The sequence below is a fragment of the Verrucomicrobiia bacterium genome, assembly GCA_035495615.1.
GTDB lineage: Bacteria > Omnitrophota > Omnitrophia > Omnitrophales > Aquincolibacteriaceae > DATJFP01.
Genome location: DATJFP010000041.1, coordinates 12,299 through 26,883 on the forward strand (window position 1 = coordinate 12,299; position 14,585 = coordinate 26,883).

At 57.0% G+C, this 14,585-nt stretch carries 15 protein-coding genes; 9 read left to right on the plus strand and 6 right to left on the minus strand.

Going from position 1 to position 14,585, the window contains the following annotated elements; translation table 11 throughout:
• Nucleotides 1-1,311 carry a hypothetical protein gene (locus VL688_05650; GenBank protein HTL47530.1) on the minus strand — a complete coding sequence of 437 codons (1,311 nt, stop codon included), beginning with the start codon at nucleotides 1,309-1,311 and terminating at the stop codon, nucleotides 1-3.
• A gap of 146 nt (nucleotides 1,312-1,457) precedes the next feature.
• Between VL688_05650 and VL688_05655 the strand changes: the two genes are divergently transcribed.
• The 4 genes from VL688_05655 to VL688_05670 are packed head-to-tail and all read left to right on the plus strand — an operon-like array spanning nucleotide 1,458 to nucleotide 6,624.
• Entirely contained in the window at nucleotides 1,458-2,162 is a 705-nt protein-coding gene (locus VL688_05655; GenBank protein HTL47531.1) for a MotA/TolQ/ExbB proton channel family protein, read from the plus strand.
• Nucleotides 2,149-2,577, plus strand: coding sequence for a biopolymer transporter ExbD (locus VL688_05660; GenBank protein HTL47532.1), 429 nt, complete (start codon nucleotides 2,149-2,151; stop codon nucleotides 2,575-2,577). The genes VL688_05655 and VL688_05660 overlap by 14 nt, the downstream gene beginning before the upstream one ends.
• Before the next feature lie 10 nt (nucleotides 2,578-2,587).
• The gene (locus VL688_05665) at nucleotides 2,588-4,939 is read left to right on the plus strand and encodes a tetratricopeptide repeat protein (GenBank protein ID HTL47533.1); all 2,352 of its coding nucleotides are present in this window, start codon (nucleotides 2,588-2,590) and stop codon (nucleotides 4,937-4,939) included.
• Nucleotides 4,936-6,624 (plus strand): VWA domain-containing protein, encoded by a 1,689-nt coding sequence (locus VL688_05670; protein HTL47534.1) that lies wholly within the window; start codon nucleotides 4,936-4,938, stop codon nucleotides 6,622-6,624. The genes VL688_05665 and VL688_05670 overlap by 4 nt, the downstream gene beginning before the upstream one ends.
• A gap of 66 nt (nucleotides 6,625-6,690) precedes the next feature.
• On the opposite strand, the gene VL688_05675 is transcribed toward VL688_05670, so the two are convergent.
• Together VL688_05675 and VL688_05680 are read right to left on the minus strand one after the other, a co-directional pair.
• On the minus strand, nucleotides 6,691-7,725 hold the full coding sequence (locus tag VL688_05675; GenBank protein ID HTL47535.1) for an alpha/beta fold hydrolase: 1,035 nt from the start codon (nucleotides 7,723-7,725) through the stop codon (nucleotides 6,691-6,693).
• A 2-nt stretch (nucleotides 7,726-7,727) separates the two neighbouring features.
• Nucleotides 7,728-8,624, minus strand: coding sequence for a hypothetical protein (locus tag VL688_05680; protein HTL47536.1), 897 nt, complete (start codon nucleotides 8,622-8,624; stop codon nucleotides 7,728-7,730).
• A 91-nt stretch (nucleotides 8,625-8,715) separates the two neighbouring features.
• Here VL688_05680 and VL688_05685 point away from each other — a divergent pair, with 91 nt between their 5' ends.
• The 5 genes from VL688_05685 (at nucleotide 8,716) to VL688_05705 (ending at nucleotide 12,018) form a co-directional block, all read left to right on the plus strand.
• Nucleotides 8,716-9,549 (plus strand): hypothetical protein, encoded by an 834-nt coding sequence (locus tag VL688_05685; protein ID HTL47537.1) that lies wholly within the window; start codon nucleotides 8,716-8,718, stop codon nucleotides 9,547-9,549.
• A 2-nt stretch (nucleotides 9,550-9,551) separates the two neighbouring features.
• Complete coding sequence (locus VL688_05690; GenBank protein ID HTL47538.1) at nucleotides 9,552-9,734, plus strand: hypothetical protein; 183 nt, start codon at nucleotides 9,552-9,554, stop codon at nucleotides 9,732-9,734.
• Between the two features lie 5 nt (nucleotides 9,735-9,739).
• Nucleotides 9,740-10,132, plus strand: coding sequence for a DUF1318 domain-containing protein (locus tag VL688_05695; GenBank protein HTL47539.1), 393 nt, complete (start codon nucleotides 9,740-9,742; stop codon nucleotides 10,130-10,132).
• A 69-nt stretch (nucleotides 10,133-10,201) separates the two neighbouring features.
• Nucleotides 10,202-11,572, plus strand: coding sequence for an MFS transporter (locus VL688_05700; GenBank protein HTL47540.1), 1,371 nt, complete (start codon nucleotides 10,202-10,204; stop codon nucleotides 11,570-11,572).
• A gap of 38 nt (nucleotides 11,573-11,610) precedes the next feature.
• Entirely contained in the window at nucleotides 11,611-12,018 is a 408-nt protein-coding gene (locus tag VL688_05705; protein ID HTL47541.1) for an OsmC family protein, read from the plus strand.
• Here VL688_05705 and VL688_05710 read toward each other — a convergent pair.
• From VL688_05710 to VL688_05720, 3 genes are read right to left on the minus strand one after another with little or no spacing between them, the layout of a single operon-like run.
• A complete protein-coding gene (locus VL688_05710) occupies nucleotides 12,015-13,265 on the minus strand; it encodes an NAD(P)/FAD-dependent oxidoreductase (protein HTL47542.1) in 1,251 nt (416 codons plus the stop codon). The two genes, VL688_05705 and VL688_05710, sit on opposite strands and share 4 nt — an antisense overlap.
• A complete protein-coding gene (locus VL688_05715; protein HTL47543.1) occupies nucleotides 13,262-13,786 on the minus strand; it encodes a hypothetical protein in 525 nt (174 codons plus the stop codon). Before VL688_05715 ends, VL688_05710 begins: the two co-directional genes overlap by 4 nt.
• Complete coding sequence (locus tag VL688_05720; GenBank protein ID HTL47544.1) at nucleotides 13,783-14,460, minus strand: hypothetical protein; 678 nt, start codon at nucleotides 14,458-14,460, stop codon at nucleotides 13,783-13,785. The genes VL688_05715 and VL688_05720 overlap by 4 nt, the downstream gene beginning before the upstream one ends.
• Nucleotides 14,461-14,585: the final 125 nt, after the last annotated feature.

Consider the following 14,585-nt stretch of genomic DNA (forward strand, 5'->3'; position numbering starts at 1 on the left):
TTACTGCCCGGGCATCGACAATTCGGCATAAGGGCTGTCGTCCGTATTTGGATCCGGCGCTTTTTCCACCTTTTCCTTAGGCGGGGCGGCAGGCCGGCTTTTTTGCTTCATGATTTTTTCGATCCGCTTGCGCGTCGAAGGATGCTGAAAGGACATTTTGGCTTTGATCAAGAACGGAGAAAAGTCGTAATACTCCTCGTATAAATAAGGCTCCAGGTAAGAAACAAAAACCGCCCTTTCCACCCGCTCGTCCTCGTTTTGCGCGGCCGCGGTGAATTTATCCACGGCACGCTGGAGAAAATCCGCTTTCCAGCGCGGAAAAAAATCGCTTTCGACGACCGAGGGTTCGTGGATGAAGACTTGCGTCTGGCTCGATTTCGGAGCGTCCTTGTAAGCGATCAGCAGCGTGAAGATGGTCCGGAATTTTCCGGAAGGCAGCGCGGCAGTCGCCACGTAATATTCGATTTTCGCGAGCGGAACACGGCGTCCCGCGGCATCGATGTCGCTCAAACCAAACGAGGTGCCCTGGATGCGCTCGGGAACCGGGAATTCGCGGCCCTCTTCGGATTCGCTGACGATGTTCAACTCTTCGTCCCTGCGGTAATCTTCCTGGCGCACGGTCATTGCCGTTTTGGAAGATCCGCGGGCCTTGCGCGCGGAAGGCGCGGACACGGCGGCGGATTGTTTTGCCCTGTCTTCCGCGGCATCTTTATCGATCATGGCCTTGATGACCGCCGGCAGCTCCCGCAGGGTTTTTTCCACGTAACGTGACGAAAATTCAACGAGTGCCTGCGCGAAATCGCCGCCGTACTGCGCTTCGAGAGCGAAAAACTGGCCCCGGACCAGCGACGAGAAACGGTCGCGGAAATTGCGCACGAAAACCGGATCAAAGGCGAAATCGCCGCTTCCGACCGTGGTCGACATCCTCAGACTTTTCGTGCCGCCGTCCGGCATGCGCAGGGTAATAGATACGCGCACTTCGTAAAATCCCTGTTTGAACGGCTTGAGCACGACCTCCGAATCGAAATGGCCGAGGTTCAAGGCCGTACCGTCGGGATTGAGCCCGCTTTTGATCTTGGCGGAGATCTGGGAAGACCCGGTGGTGACGATTTCCCGGGCTTTCAAAAGCGGCGCGCCGTCCGGGACAAGAAGGCCGGCCTGCGGCAGGGCGCGGACGGACATTTGGTATTCCGAAGGGCTGTTGTGGATGTCGATGGCAGTCAGCCTCGAGTCTTCGGCATGCGCGGAAACCGCAGCCGAAAAAATCAAAATGGCAGCCATCCAGATTTTTTTTTGAGCCATTGTTTTCATGGGAAGCCTGTTAGGGGCTGGCGGATTATACTATGCCTGACTCAAAATCCCAAGGTCCCGGACCTTGAAATCTCCGCATCTTTCTATTGCTCCGAATCGTTTTCAGGTATAATACGGGCGCCTTTCGAAAAAAAGAGGGAGAACCCATGAAGATCTTGTCTTACCTTACTCTCTTCGGCATTTTTTTGGAAAAAAACGCCTGGGCTGCGGAAGCTCAGAGCTCCCATTCGGGCATGACGCTCTGGCAGACCCTCCAGTCGGGCGGCGTGGTGATGGTCATTCTCGGGATTCTGTCCCTGATCATCCTTTCCCTCATGATTTTCCTGCTTCTTTACCTGGATCCGCTCAAGCTCGTGCCTTCGGAGCTCACGCACAAATGCCTCCAATACGTGACCCAGAAAAAATACGATCTCGCGCGCAAGGCCATTTCCGGCAACGAGAGCCTGGTCAAAAACATCATCCTGGCCGGCCTGGACCGGGTGAACCTCGGCGAAGAGGCGGTGCATGAAACCGTGGAGCTGACCGCCCGCAAAGAAGTAACGACCTTGTGGAGCTTCCTCAACTACATTTCCGACATCGGGCAGGTCGCGCCCATGCTGGGACTGCTCGGCAACGTGCTGGGCATGATCCGCGCTTTCAATAACGTGGCCTTCGAAACCGGCGTCGTCAAGCCCATCGCGCTTGCCGGCGGCGTGGCCGAAGCCATGATCACGACCGCGGGCGGACTTTCCATCGGCATTCTGGCCATGATCATCTACCCTATCATCCGCGCGCGCGTGCAGAACATCACGAACCTTCTCGAAACCGAAACCTCCGTCATCCTCAAGGCCTTCAGCCATGGCACGGCTTGATCCCCCGGAATACAGCAAACGCCCCCCGACGATCCAGATCGCCCCGCTGGTCGATATCGCCTTCATCACGCTCATTTTCTTCATGACCATGTCGGTCTTCAACCAGCTCGAGAACGAGCTGTCGATCAATGTCCCCAAAGCCAAAGAGTCGAAAGAAATGGAGCGCACCCCGGGCGAGATTGTGATCAACGTCGACCGCGAAGGTGCCGTCGTCGTGAACCAGAAGAAATTCGACCCCGCGGAACTGGAGCAGATGCTCAAACGCCTTTCCTCGCTGTACCCCAATCAGCCCGTCATCATCCGGGCCGATGCCAAGACCACCCACGAGCATGTCATCCGCGTCCTCGACGCCTGCGCCGGCGCCGGCATCTGGAACATTGCTTTTGCGACTTCAAAAGAAGAAAAAACTTCTTAAAGGAAAAAACATGAGAATCCGCATTTCCCTTCTCTGTGGCCTGTTGTGTGCCTTGTCTCTGTCCATGCTTCCCGCGGTTCGGGCCGAAGAGCCGGCCGCGGCTCCGGCACCGGCGGCCTCCGGCATCGATGACCGGTTCGATTTCGCCGATGGCCTTTACGCCCGCAACATGTACGACATGGCTGCCACCGAATATCAGAACCTTATAAAGGAAGCGCCGGATCATCCCCGCACGCGCGATGCCTCTTACAGGCTGGCCGAGTCGTATTTCTTCCTGAAGCAATACGACAAGGCCATGGCCGGATACCAGGCTTGGCTTGCGAAATTTCCGTCTGAGGCCCAGGCTGACAGCGCGAAGCTCCGCATCGCGGAAAGCCTTTACTATCAAGGTAAAACTGACGAAGCCCTGGCCCAATTCGGAACCATGGCCGGAAGCCCGAAGCCGCTGGTCAAAAGCGCCGCCCATTATTATCTCGGTAAAATCCTGCTGGAAACCGGACGCGAGGCGGAAGCCAAGCCGCATTTCGAGGCGCTTCGCGAACCCGGGCCGGACAATGGCTTTTCCGAAATCGCCGTGTACCACCTGGGCCAGATCGCCTTGAAAGACAAGGATTACAAAACCGCGGCGGACGAATTCAAAAAACTCGGATCGAGCGAAAAGGCGGATTTAAAAGAGCTGGCCGCCTTCGGCCTCGGTCAGGTCTCGTTTCTCTCCGGCGATTACGAACAGGCCCGTCAGGCTTTTCTGCAGACGTTCCAGCTTTCCAAAAAGCCCGAAGTCCGCCAGGAAGCGCTTTTGAATGCCGCGAAATCGCTTTTCGAACTCAAGCAGTATTCCGGCATCCTCGATCTGATGAAGCCCGAAAATCTGCAGGGACTTCCGAACGCGGCTCCCCTGAAAATGATGGCGGCCACGGCGCGTTTCGAATTGGGGCAATTCAATGAAGCGCTCGCGCTTTATGACGAAATCCTGGTCCTCCCGGGAATTACGGCCCAGGAAAAAGAAGCCGCGGAACTGGGAAAGGTCGAGGCGATCCTCCGCAGCGGCGATGCGGCCAAGGCGCTGGCCGCGGCCCAGGCTATGCCGCAGGAGCGTTCCTTTTTCAAAGACCGCTGGACGTACCTCATGGCAGAAGTCATGAAGCAGGCCGGAAAATCCGACGAGGCGCTGAAGCTTCTCGATTCCCTGCCCCAGGACACGGATCCGGAATTCCGTTCCCGCGCCGAACTCAACCGCGCGCATATTCTCCTGGATTCGGGGGACTTGAAAGGCGCGCGCGCGCAGATGGACCAATTCCTGAAGGATCATCCGGATCATCCCCTGGCCAAGCAGACGCTGATGAACCGCATCAGCCTGGACATCAAGCTGGGCGAGCTCCAGGAGGCGACCAAGAGCTCCGACGCCTTTCTCCAGAAATTCGGCGAGACCCCTGAAGGCAAGCAGGTGCGGTACCAGCTGGCGTCCCTTTATCTCTCGCTCAAAGATTATCCCGGCGCGTTTTCCGCATATGAAAAGTACCTCCAGCTTTATCCGGACGACGAAAAAAAGCACGAGGCACTTTTCTACATGGGCTACGCGAAGCAGCTCGCGGGCGACATTCAAAAGGCCGTGGAGTATTACACCCAGGTGCAGCAGGGAAAATTGCGGGAGGATCTGTACGCGGGCGCTTTAAAAAATCTCGCTTACTGTTACGTACGCCTCGAAAAATGGGACGCCGCGGCCGCCGCTTACCGCCAGCTGTTGAAATCGGGTTCCGGCAGCGACGTGGGACCGGACATTTATCTGTGGCTGGCGGAATATTACCGCTCGCGTCAGGATGGCCCGGCGCTCACTGAAGTCATGGAGTCCTTCAAGTCCTCGCCCAAGGCCGCGGAAAATGCCGCGGAGGCGGAATACTTTTCGGGCGAGGCCGCGCGTCTTACGAACCAGCCGGACAAGGCGCTCGCGCATTATGATGCTTGCCTTCAGAAAGAATCCCCGGTGAAGGCCAAGGCGCTTCTCGGAAAAGCCACAGTCATGCTGGACCGGAATGATCCCGCGGCCGCGGTCCCGATTCTAGAAGACGCCATCCGGCAGTCCAAAGACGACCAGGAAATGAATCTCGAGGCGCGCATGAAGCTGGCTTCGGTTTATAAAATCCAGAGCAACTTCCTCGAGGCGGCCAAGGCTTATCTGGCTGTCGCCATTCTTTACGATGATCCCGCCTCCACGCCTGACGCCCTGTGGAACGCCGGGGAAAATTTCGAGAAGGCGGAGCATTCCGATGAAGCGCGCAAGGCCTATCAGGAACTCACGCAGCGTTATCCCAGCCATCCGCTTGCCGCTCAGGCCCAGAGCAAATTGGGAACCTCGCCGTCATGAAAGAAAGAAACATTTTCTTCCTGTCCGCCGGCGTTTCGCTTTTGGCCCACCTGGCCATCCTCTGCGCCACCTTCTTTATATGGATTCCCGGCGTCACGGGCTCGGCCATGAATGCCGCGACCGTCCCTCAAGCCCGCCAGATTTTTCACGTCAAAAGCATCGCGCCTGAAAAGGTCTCCGCTACGGCAGGAAGCGTCCAGGCCGGACGCGTGAGGAAGATCAAATTCGAAAATCCCGCGATGGCCGCGGCCGGCAAGGCTGCCGCGGAAAGTTCTTTTTCGCAGGCGCCGCCGCAGATCAAGGCCCCGGACATCCTGGGAAACGTGCTGCCGGAAAAAATGTCGATGGACACGTCCGCCCCCCTGCCCCAGCCCGAGGCGGCGCCCGAAGTCCTCAAGGAAAAAATCCAGCTCGCGACGCGGCAGGTCGACCGGAATCAGGCGCTGGGAAAGGCGGAAGTGTTCGTGTCCTCGACAAATCTCACGGAAAGCGCGGGTGCCATGGAGCTGCCGAAAGAATTCCGCGAACAGATGCCGGCCTTTACGCCGGAAAAATTTCTGCAGGGAACCCTGACGCCGTCCAACGGCGGCGCGGACTCGGGCGTAGCTTCCGGCATCATGAACGGCGAGTTCGGCTTCCAGCCGGACGAACAGAACGAATCGCTCGATGCCTTCCTCAATGTGAGCTTTTTGACTTACCGCGATCCCGCGGACGGGCAGGGTTATTACCAGATCTCCATTTATTCCTCACCGCAGGCCAAGGATCTGGAAGTTCTGCCCAAGGAAATCATCTTCCTGGTCGACGCGTCACTCAGCATTCAAAGGCGCCGGCTCAACGGCTTCCGAGAAGGAATCAAGTACGCCCTGCAGCATTTGAATCCCGAAGACAAATTCAACATCTTCGTTTTCAAAAACGAAATCATCCCTTTTGCCGAAACGTCCGTCAGCACACGCACGGATTCAATCCTCCGCGCCATGGATTTCATGGACCGTATCGAGCCCAGCAACCGCACGGACATTTATACCGCGTTCTTTCAGACCATCCAGAAGCCGGCGGCGCTGGAGCCTTCTTACATTGTCCTGCTCAGCGACGGACGTCCGAGCGAAGGCGAGTCGTCGACTGGGAAATTGATCTCGGAAATCACGCGCAAGAATGACCAGAAGCGCCCCATTTTCGCGTTCAGCGGAGGCGCGCGCGTCAACCGGTTTCTCCTGGACTTCCTCGCTTACCCCAACCGCGGATGGTCGGAGTTCGCGCCGTATGATTCCCAGATCCAGGAAAAATTTTCCGCCTTCTACGACAAAATCCAGAATCCCATCCTCGCAAATTTACGGTACCAGCTCACGCCTCTGGACGAAAAGCAGGCCTATCCCAAAAATCTTCCGGACTTTTACCGAGATACATTGTTCACCGTGTACGGAACCTTTAAAGACGAGACGAAATTTTCGATTCGGATCCTCGGGGAAGAGGGCGGGAACACCAAAGAATTCATTTTCTCGCACGATCTCAGGCAAGCGCAGCAGGGAACCTCGGAGATCGCCAAACACTGGGCCTTCAACAAGGTCTATTATTTGATCAGCCAGATGACCTTGCACGGCCCGACGCCGGAACAGAAGGAGGAGATCCAGAAACTGGTCAAAAAATTCGGACTGGATATCCCCTACAACGTGGACGAACTTATTTAAATCCCCCACTTTTGACTTAATTTATGCTTAAAATTGGGCTGGTCTCTATCTTTTTGGCTATTTTTCTTATTTATCTGGGCGATCATCAAAATAGCTTAAAATAACGCCCTCCAGCCACAAGTCCTGCCTCCAAGGCCATTTTCCACTCACAAATCCTAAATGACCTCCGCGGGAAACCAGGCAAAGCCGCAGGCTGGCATTGCTCTCGATCGCTTTCAAAGGCAGGTATCGTCCTTCGAAAAATGGATCGTCCGCAGCATGAATCAAAAGCGTGGGAACGCGAATCGAGTCCAGATAGCGGGCGGAGCTGGACTCCGTCCAATAATGCAGCGCGCTGTGGAAATGATTCAAGCGCGCGGTCACTTCTTCATCGAATTCGCGAAAAGTCGTGCATTTCAGGACTTTGGCAATATCGATGAGGCCCGGGAAATCTTTCTCCTTCTCCAGGGACTTGGCCTTGAGCGAACTCAAAAGGCTGCGCGTATAAACGCGGCGGTTGAAACCCTGGTCCATCAATTCCACGGATTTGACGAGGTCGTATGGTACGGAAACCGCGGCGGCTTTTTTAATTTGGCCGGCGGCGGAGGCTCCCTGCTCCCCCAGCCACTTCAAAACAATGTTGCCGCCGATGGAATAGCCGGCGAGATAATAATTTTCCCAGGCGGTCTTTCGCAGGAGATGCTGGACCACCCAGTCGAGATCGTCAGTTTTTCCCGAGTGATACGTCGTGGGCAGCCGGTTGGGATTTTTTTCAGCGCCCCAATCGTTGAAAAGCCGGCGTCCTTTTCTTTTGACCGCGCTGCATCCCCGGAAATTGACTGCGGCGGCATGCCAGCCCCTCTTGTGAATCTCACTCAAGAGGCTCCGGACATACGGCGCTTCCGAAGAACCTTCAAGGCCGTGCAGCACGATGACTCCGGGCTTGTCACGCGCGCCCTCCAGGATTTCGATATCCAGAAAATCACCGTCCGGAGTTTCCAGGCGTTCGAGCGTGAGCTCAAGCGGCGGGGCGGGACGGAAAAAACGGGCGAAGATCGTCTGCGCATGCGCGCCGGGGCACCACCATGCAGGCCGGAAAGGACGGGGCTCGAAGCCGGGCATTCTTAGAGAGGGGCGGAAGTTTCCGCGGCTTTGGGAGCGGGCGCGGACTCGATGGTGGACGCGTCCGCGGGTTTTGTTTCTACCGGCGGAACTCCAGGCACGGGCGCGGCGGCCGCGGGGGATGAAGGAGTCTCGGAAACATCGTAGGAATAATTCTGTTCGAATTCCAGTTTGCCTTCGTGGTCGTATTTTTTGCGGTTGACCCGGTTGCCATTGTCGTAGATGTCGATGTACTGGATCTCGCCGTCCTCGTAATACGTGATGGCCGGGCCCTGCTTTTTCCCGTCTTTGATCTGCCAGCGCGTCTTGACCGCGCCATTGATATAATACGTTTCAACCTGCCCATTCTGGGTCCGGGCCAGCATCATTTCGGAATATTCTTTGCGCACGATGACAGGCATGTCGCGAAACGTGACGATGTCAAGCTTGGCTCCGTTGTCGCCGTCGCGGATGTAAACATCTTCCACGCGCGAGACAAGATCCTCGTATTCCGAAGGACTCAACGAAAGCGGTTTCAGCGCGCTGCGGACATTGAAATAGAACTGCTGGACCAGCTCGTTCTGTCTTCTCTCGATCTGCTTTTCCTTGACGTAGTCTCCGATGCTTTCGGTCACGGTCTTGGCAAAAGAGCCGGCCTTTTCCGCGGTTTTGATCAGCGAAAGAGCCAGCTTTTCATTAGCCGTGCTGTCATCGTAGGACAGAGGTGCTGAAGAACCCGCCTGCTGGGCCGTCGTAGCCGCAGCCGGGGAATCAAGGGCGGAATATTTCGAAGCCAGCGGATTTTGCTGCTGCGCATCGGGCTGGACCGCTTCGGCAACGCCTCGGGGCGGATGGCAAAACGCGATGAGGAAGACGACAAGAATCAGGAATTCATATTTTCTGCCGAAAGAGGCGCGCATGGGAGCTCCAGAAAAAAAGTCGATAGAACACGTTTATTATCGGCAAAAAACAGGTAAGATTAACGCCGGTCCAGGAGGATTTTACAGCCCCATGAAAAAAACAGTCCGCGTTTTCGCGGCGGCCTTTCTCTCTCTATCCATAATTGTGGCCATGCTTTGGCTTGGCCGCAGGCCTCTCCTGGAAACCCTGATCAATGCCTCGATGGCGGATTTTTTCAAAGGCTCGGTGCGCCTTTCTTCGGCGGAATTCGACTCGCATCTGCGCCTTTCCTTGAAAGGCATCAGCGGAAACTTCCAGGCCAAGTCCGGCATCGTGGCTTTGCAGTCGCGAGAAATCAAGACTCTGGATTCCCTGCTGTACTTGCTCGCGGCAAAACCGGTCCGGTTTGTCATGGACGGCCTGCGGCCGCTGGCTTCGATGCAGGAAGGCATACGGGCACGCGGCAGCTATCGCGCCGGCATCCACTGGCGCTTCGAGATGGAGGCGGACATTCTGGGCGTAGGGCTGCAAGACCTCGTGGCCCTCAGTCCGGAAAATCTCGCGGAGTCTACCGGAACGCTGCAGGGCACCCTGCATTTTGCGACCGACGCCCGGCAGGATCCCGCTTTCGGCCTTATCCTGCGGGCGCCGGAACCCGGAGGCCGCGTCCACGCGCATTTTTTTGACATGCTGCTGCCCTACCTGCCGCAGGCCGCGGTGCAGGCCAAGGTCAAGGAGATCAGCGCGGGGGCGACGCGCCTTGTATCGTACCGGGATGCGGACTTCCACATGAACCTCGAAACTCCCGACCACATGAAACTTTTTCTGCATATTCTCGTCCCTGAGTATAATATGGACTTGAATATCAATATGCAGGTGCACGTCGATAAGAAGAACTCATTTTTTCAAATCGCCCAGATGCTCGGGCTTATCCAGGTTTCGTAACGATGAATAAACTGATTTCCGTCTTCGTCCTTGTGTTAGGGTTGGGGTTTGCGGCCGGCTGCACGGTGAAAGCCGTCGGGGATCCGAACCGCCCGATCACGATCAATGCCAACGTGGTGGTCGACATCCGCGGCCTGAAACAAACCGCCTCGGGCATTGAAGACATGGTTGCCAAAGGGAGATGATCGCCATGAAAAAGACCTTCTTCGTAGTCCTTTTTATTCTCGCGAGCATGGGCGCGGTGTGGGCGGCGCAGTACGACATCAAGCACATGACGCCCGAAATCCAACAGGCGCTGCAAAACCGGCAGAACCGTTACGAGGAATTGGGCCGCCTGAAAGCTTCCGGCGCCGTGGGCGAAAACACCAGCGGCTACGTGGATGCGCTGCAGGGCGGCGGGACTGACCTCGTTTCCGCGGAGAACGCCGACCGGCGCGTCATCTACAATGCCATCGTGGAACAAAACGGCCTCGGGCCCGGCGGACTTTCCCAGGTGGAAAAAGTCTTTGCCGAAGTACAGCGGGAAAAGGCCCAGCCCGGCGATCCCATCCAAGTTCCTTCCGGAGCCTGGACCAAGAAATAACCTCCCTTCCCTCCGGCTTCCGCGGCAAGGTGTATAATACTGCCTTCCATTTTGAGAAGCGGGAGAGCCATGTCTGTCCTCGAAGAAAAAAACGTCAGCCCGGAAAATCCTTACTATAGAAGCCTGGATGTTTCCTGGAAGGAAGGAATCCCCGCGGCCGTCATGATCGCGGTCACGGATTACTACCTCATCCCGCTGGGGCTTTTTCTAGGCGCCACCTCGCTGCAAGTCGGCTTACTCGTCGCCATCCCGCAGCTCCTCGGCTCCATCGCCATGCTGATGGCCGTGCGCGCCGTCAAAATGGTGGGCAGCCGGCTGGGTTTTCTGGTCCGCGCCACCGCGGCCCAGGCCGCGACGCTCGCCCCGCTCGCGCTGCTTCCGTTTTTCCATGTTCCTTACCGCGTGGAATTCATGATCCTGCTGACCGCGGCCTTCCGCATCCTCGGCAACTTGATCGGAACCGTCTGGGGCAGCCTAGCCAGTGACTACCTGCCCCCGGAAAAGCGCGGCAAATATTTCGGCTGGAGAAACCAGATCACGGGATTTGCAGGCGTCATGGGTGTCGTCTTCGGGGGGCTTCTTCTCTATAGCTTCAGGCACAACCACGTGCTTGGCTTCGGACTTCTTTTCGGCGTGACTTCCCTGGCGCGCTTCCTGTCCGCCTTTCTCATGTCCAAAATGCAGGACCCGCCGCTCAATGAAAGTCCGGAAAGCAACTTTTCGTTCTACCGCTTCATCGCGCAGTTCCGCAAAAGCAATTTCGTGAAGTTCGTGCTCTACGTCACGGCCATCACGTTTGCCACCAACCTGTCCGCTCCCTATTTCAACGTTTACATGCTGCGCGATTTAAAGCTGAATTACTTTTTCTACATGGTCATCCATCTCTCGGCCGTGGTGGGAAGCCTGGTTTCATTTCCCGTGTGGGGCCGCCATGCGGACCATTTCGGCAATGCCAAGATCCTCAAAGTGACGAGCCTGCTCATTCCCGCGGTGCCGGCGCTCTGGCTCCTGCCGCCGAGCATCCCGGCGCTGATCCTGATCGAGATTTTCGCGGGGTTTGTATGGGGCGGGTTCAACCTCTGCGCGCTCAACTTCATTTACGACGCCGTGTCTCCGGAAAAACGCGTGCGCTGCCTCGGATATTTCAATCTCATCAACGGCGTCGGGATTTTCGCGGGCGCCACGCTCGGAGGCCTCATCGCGGAAAAACTGCCGGCCCTCATGGGCTACCGGCTTTTTTCGCTGTTCCTGATTTCCTCGATCCTGCGCATTTTTTCCCATTTCCTGCTCTCCAAGCAGTTCAAGGAAGTGCGCGCTTCGGCCAAACAGATTTCGGGCAGTAAACTGCTTTTCAGCGTCGTCGGCATCCGTCCGCTGCTGGGCGGGACGCGCAACTGGAACCTTTTCTCTTTCATCAAACATTCGGCGTGGGAACAATAAAGTCTTGATTTGAGAACGCTCTTCTCTAAAATGCGTGCATGGTCAACATCGATCTAACTTATGAAGGCGGGCTGCACTGCCGGCTGAAGCACGGTCCTTCCGGAATGGAAATCGTGACGGATGCGCCCAAGGACAACATGGGCAAGGGCGCGGCGTTTTCGCCGACGGACCTGACTACGGCTTCCCTGGGCGCCTGCATGATGACACTCATGGGAATTTACGCACAGCGCCACGGCATCGAGCTGGCGGGCACGAAAGCCCAGATCACCAAAGAAATGGCTTCGGATCCGCGCCGCATCGCGCGCGTCACGGTCGTCTTTAAGATGGCCGCGGGCATTCCCGCGGACCAGCGCCCCATCCTGGAACGTGCCGCGCTCACCTGTCCCGTGCATAAAAGCCTGCATCCGGACATCGACAAGCCCGTCCGATTCGACTATCCCGATTAATTCCGCTTCGCTCCGTATTTCCGCGCCAGGCCCTGCGCCACGGCCACGCCGCTCGACCAAGCCCACTGGAAATTAAAGCCGCCGATACGCCCGTCTACGTCCAGGATCTCGCCTGCGAAAAAAAGCCCGGGCACGAGCCGGGATTCCAGCGTCTTGGAATCCACTTCGTCAAAGCCGACGCCGCCCGCCGTGACTTCCGCTTTTTTGTAACCCAGGGAACCGCTGACCCGAAGCGGCTGCGCGAGCAGCGCCGCGATCAGCTTGTCCCGATCCTCGCGTTTGGTCTGGCCGAGCGCGGCGTCTTCGGAAAAACGGTTTTTGCGCAGGAAGATTTCGACGAACCTTTCGGGCAAGGCCTCGGAGAGAAAGTTTTTGACGCGCTTGGTGGGCGAGCGCTCGGCCGCGCGCACCCATTTGTCCCGGAGTTTCTCGCGGTCCAGAGACGGAAGAAAGTTCGCGCTCATCTCGGCCTTGGAATTGTCTTCCAGCCGGATCCAGTGACGGCTCATGTCGAGGACGACCGGACCGCTGAAGCCGAAATGCGTGAAGAGAAAATCGCCTTCGTACTCGGCCAGGCTTTTGCCTTCGTGCCGCAGCTCCAGCCGGCAAGGCAGCGCCACTCCGGAAAGTTTTTTCCAATCGGGATCGTCTGTCAGAAGCGGTGTGAGCGACGGCGTGGTCGCAACAAGACTATGCCCAAGCGATTGGGCCACCCCATAACCCGTTCCGTCGCTGCCTGTCGACGGAAACGAAAGCCCGCCCGTGCACAGCACCACGGCCTTGGCGGCGTATGAAAAACCTTCGCCCCTGATTTCAAAGCCCGCGGCGGTTTTGCTCACTGCTTTCACTTTCCGCGGCGTTTTGAGTTCGACGCCCTCTTCGCGCATTTTTCGGACCAGCGCGTCCAGCACGGTTTTCGCCTCGTGCGTGGCCGGGAAATATTTGCCGCCGGGTTCGAGCACGAGATCCACGCCCAGCGTTTTAAAAAATGCCGCGGCCTTGTCCGACGGAAAAGCGGCCAGGACGTTTTTGACCGCGCGCAGATTTCCGCCGTTAAAATCTTTTTCCGTGACCTTGTGATTGGTGACGTTGCAGCGCGTGCCGCCCGACATGAGGATTTTGGCGCCGATCACTTCGCGGCCATCGAGGAGAAGGACCTTCGGGAAAAAGGGCTTGGCGGCGATGGCCGTCATGAGGCCTGCGGCACCTGCGCCGATGATGGCGACGTCATAGACGGGAACGGTCATTGTTTCTCGTTCAATTCATGCACGATGACTTCAGATTCGATCTTGGAGTCTTCGCGGTCGGACTTTTGCGCGTGAAGCGCGGCTTCGATCGTGCCTGTCGCCACGCCAACGCCGGCCACGCCGTATCCCAGGCCTCCGGCCCCCGCGCCAGCGCCTGCCGCGGCCGCGGGAGCAATCGGCGCGAGCGTGCCTGCCAGGACTCCAGCCGTTGCCAACCCGGCCGCGAAATAATAAACCTTCCGGCGGTCACTGTATGGCCCGTCGTAAGGAATCTCCCCCCTTTTAGCATTGGGATCCAGCATACGGTAATCGGGCCGCGAAAACTTTGCCGGGCTGCCATGAAACGGAAAGCCTGCATTCGGGTTTCGCGCGTCCACGACGCTGACAAAAGATTTCCCGGTTTTCGGATTCTCGCGCACAACAACGGTTGTGCCTGTTTTCGGGACAACTTCCGACTGTTCCGCGAAAACCGGGGCCTGGAAGGCCATGATTAAAATCAGCGGAAGAACGATTGTCTTCATACGCTCGTCTTTCCTTCATGCGCGTTCAAAAAGTCCTGGAGGTATTGGATCGTGACAATGACGTTGTTCTCCAGCGCCGCATTCAAATTGACTTCGGGGCCGCCTTTTTTGGCAAAGACTTTTTGCGCATCGCTCGAGCCTTTGGCCGTGAAACGCGAAACGAGATTCATGTTCGTATCGAAAATGCCGTCTTCGGTTTCGTAGACGACCGCCTGGCCTTTCATGGTTTTGTAATTATGAAATTTTCCCAGGTCCACGGCCACAAAGTAAGGGATCGCGTACTGCCGCAGGATTTCGGGCGTGGGCTCCACTTCCAGATAAATAAATTCTTCGAAGGCCTGCTGGAATCCTTCGACAAGGAGCGGCGTGAGCGCTTCGCCGATGTGATAATTCTGCGGATCGGAAAAACGAGTGCCCTTATCGGTGGAGATGTAATTCCGCAGGCGCGGGGTTATGTAGAGGCCGACGCGGATTTTCGAAGGCGCGACCTGGGTGTAAAAATTCTGGGAGAGAAGGCCCGGGGCGTGGATGTCCCAGCCGAAAAGCCGCGCGCAGCCCGGCAGTAACAGGAGGCACAGCAAGGCTTTCCGTAAATGCCAAGCGGGGCCGCCGGCCCCTTGAGAAGCGGTTTCGATCACGTTTTCCCTGCTGCGGACGTTGTTAACATCGCTCATAATCACGATTTACGCCCGGCCGCGATTTGTATAGAATAGCACAGCTTTCCGGACTTGGAAGAAAAACAAGCCCCCCTGTTTGGCATCCGCGGTCAAGCTCCGAAGCACATTGGGATCTTCCCAAG

Bases quoted from the DNA above. Each gene is read 5' to 3' on its own strand.
- VL688_05720 (HTL47544.1), bottom strand. From the start codon at position 14,460: ATGAGCGATGTTAACAACGTCCGCAGCAGGGAAAACGTGATCGAAACC.
- VL688_05715 (HTL47543.1), bottom strand. From the start codon at position 13,786: ATGAAGACAATCGTTCTTCCGCTGATTTTAATCATGGCCTTCCAGGCC.
- VL688_05660 (HTL47532.1), top strand. From the start codon at position 2,149: ATGGCACGGCTTGATCCCCCGGAATACAGCAAACGCCCCCCGACGATC.
- VL688_05680 (HTL47536.1), bottom strand. From the start codon at position 8,624: ATGCGCGCCTCTTTCGGCAGAAAATATGAATTCCTGATTCTTGTCGTC.
- VL688_05655 (HTL47531.1), top strand. From the start codon at position 1,458: ATGAAGATCTTGTCTTACCTTACTCTCTTCGGCATTTTTTTGGAAAAA.
- VL688_05650 (HTL47530.1), bottom strand. From the start codon at position 1,311: ATGAAAACAATGGCTCAAAAAAAAATCTGGATGGCTGCCATTTTGATT.
- VL688_05670 (HTL47534.1), top strand. From the start codon at position 4,936: ATGAAAGAAAGAAACATTTTCTTCCTGTCCGCCGGCGTTTCGCTTTTG.
- VL688_05665 (HTL47533.1), top strand. From the start codon at position 2,588: ATGAGAATCCGCATTTCCCTTCTCTGTGGCCTGTTGTGTGCCTTGTCT.
- VL688_05710 (HTL47542.1), bottom strand. From the start codon at position 13,265: ATGACCGTTCCCGTCTATGACGTCGCCATCATCGGCGCAGGTGCCGCA.
- VL688_05695 (HTL47539.1), top strand. From the start codon at position 9,740: ATGAAAAAGACCTTCTTCGTAGTCCTTTTTATTCTCGCGAGCATGGGC.
- VL688_05675 (HTL47535.1), bottom strand. From the start codon at position 7,725: ATGCCCGGCTTCGAGCCCCGTCCTTTCCGGCCTGCATGGTGGTGCCCC.
- VL688_05685 (HTL47537.1), top strand. From the start codon at position 8,716: ATGAAAAAAACAGTCCGCGTTTTCGCGGCGGCCTTTCTCTCTCTATCC.
- VL688_05700 (HTL47540.1), top strand. From the start codon at position 10,202: ATGTCTGTCCTCGAAGAAAAAAACGTCAGCCCGGAAAATCCTTACTAT.
- VL688_05705 (HTL47541.1), top strand. From the start codon at position 11,611: ATGGTCAACATCGATCTAACTTATGAAGGCGGGCTGCACTGCCGGCTG.
- VL688_05690 (HTL47538.1), top strand. From the start codon at position 9,552: ATGAATAAACTGATTTCCGTCTTCGTCCTTGTGTTAGGGTTGGGGTTT.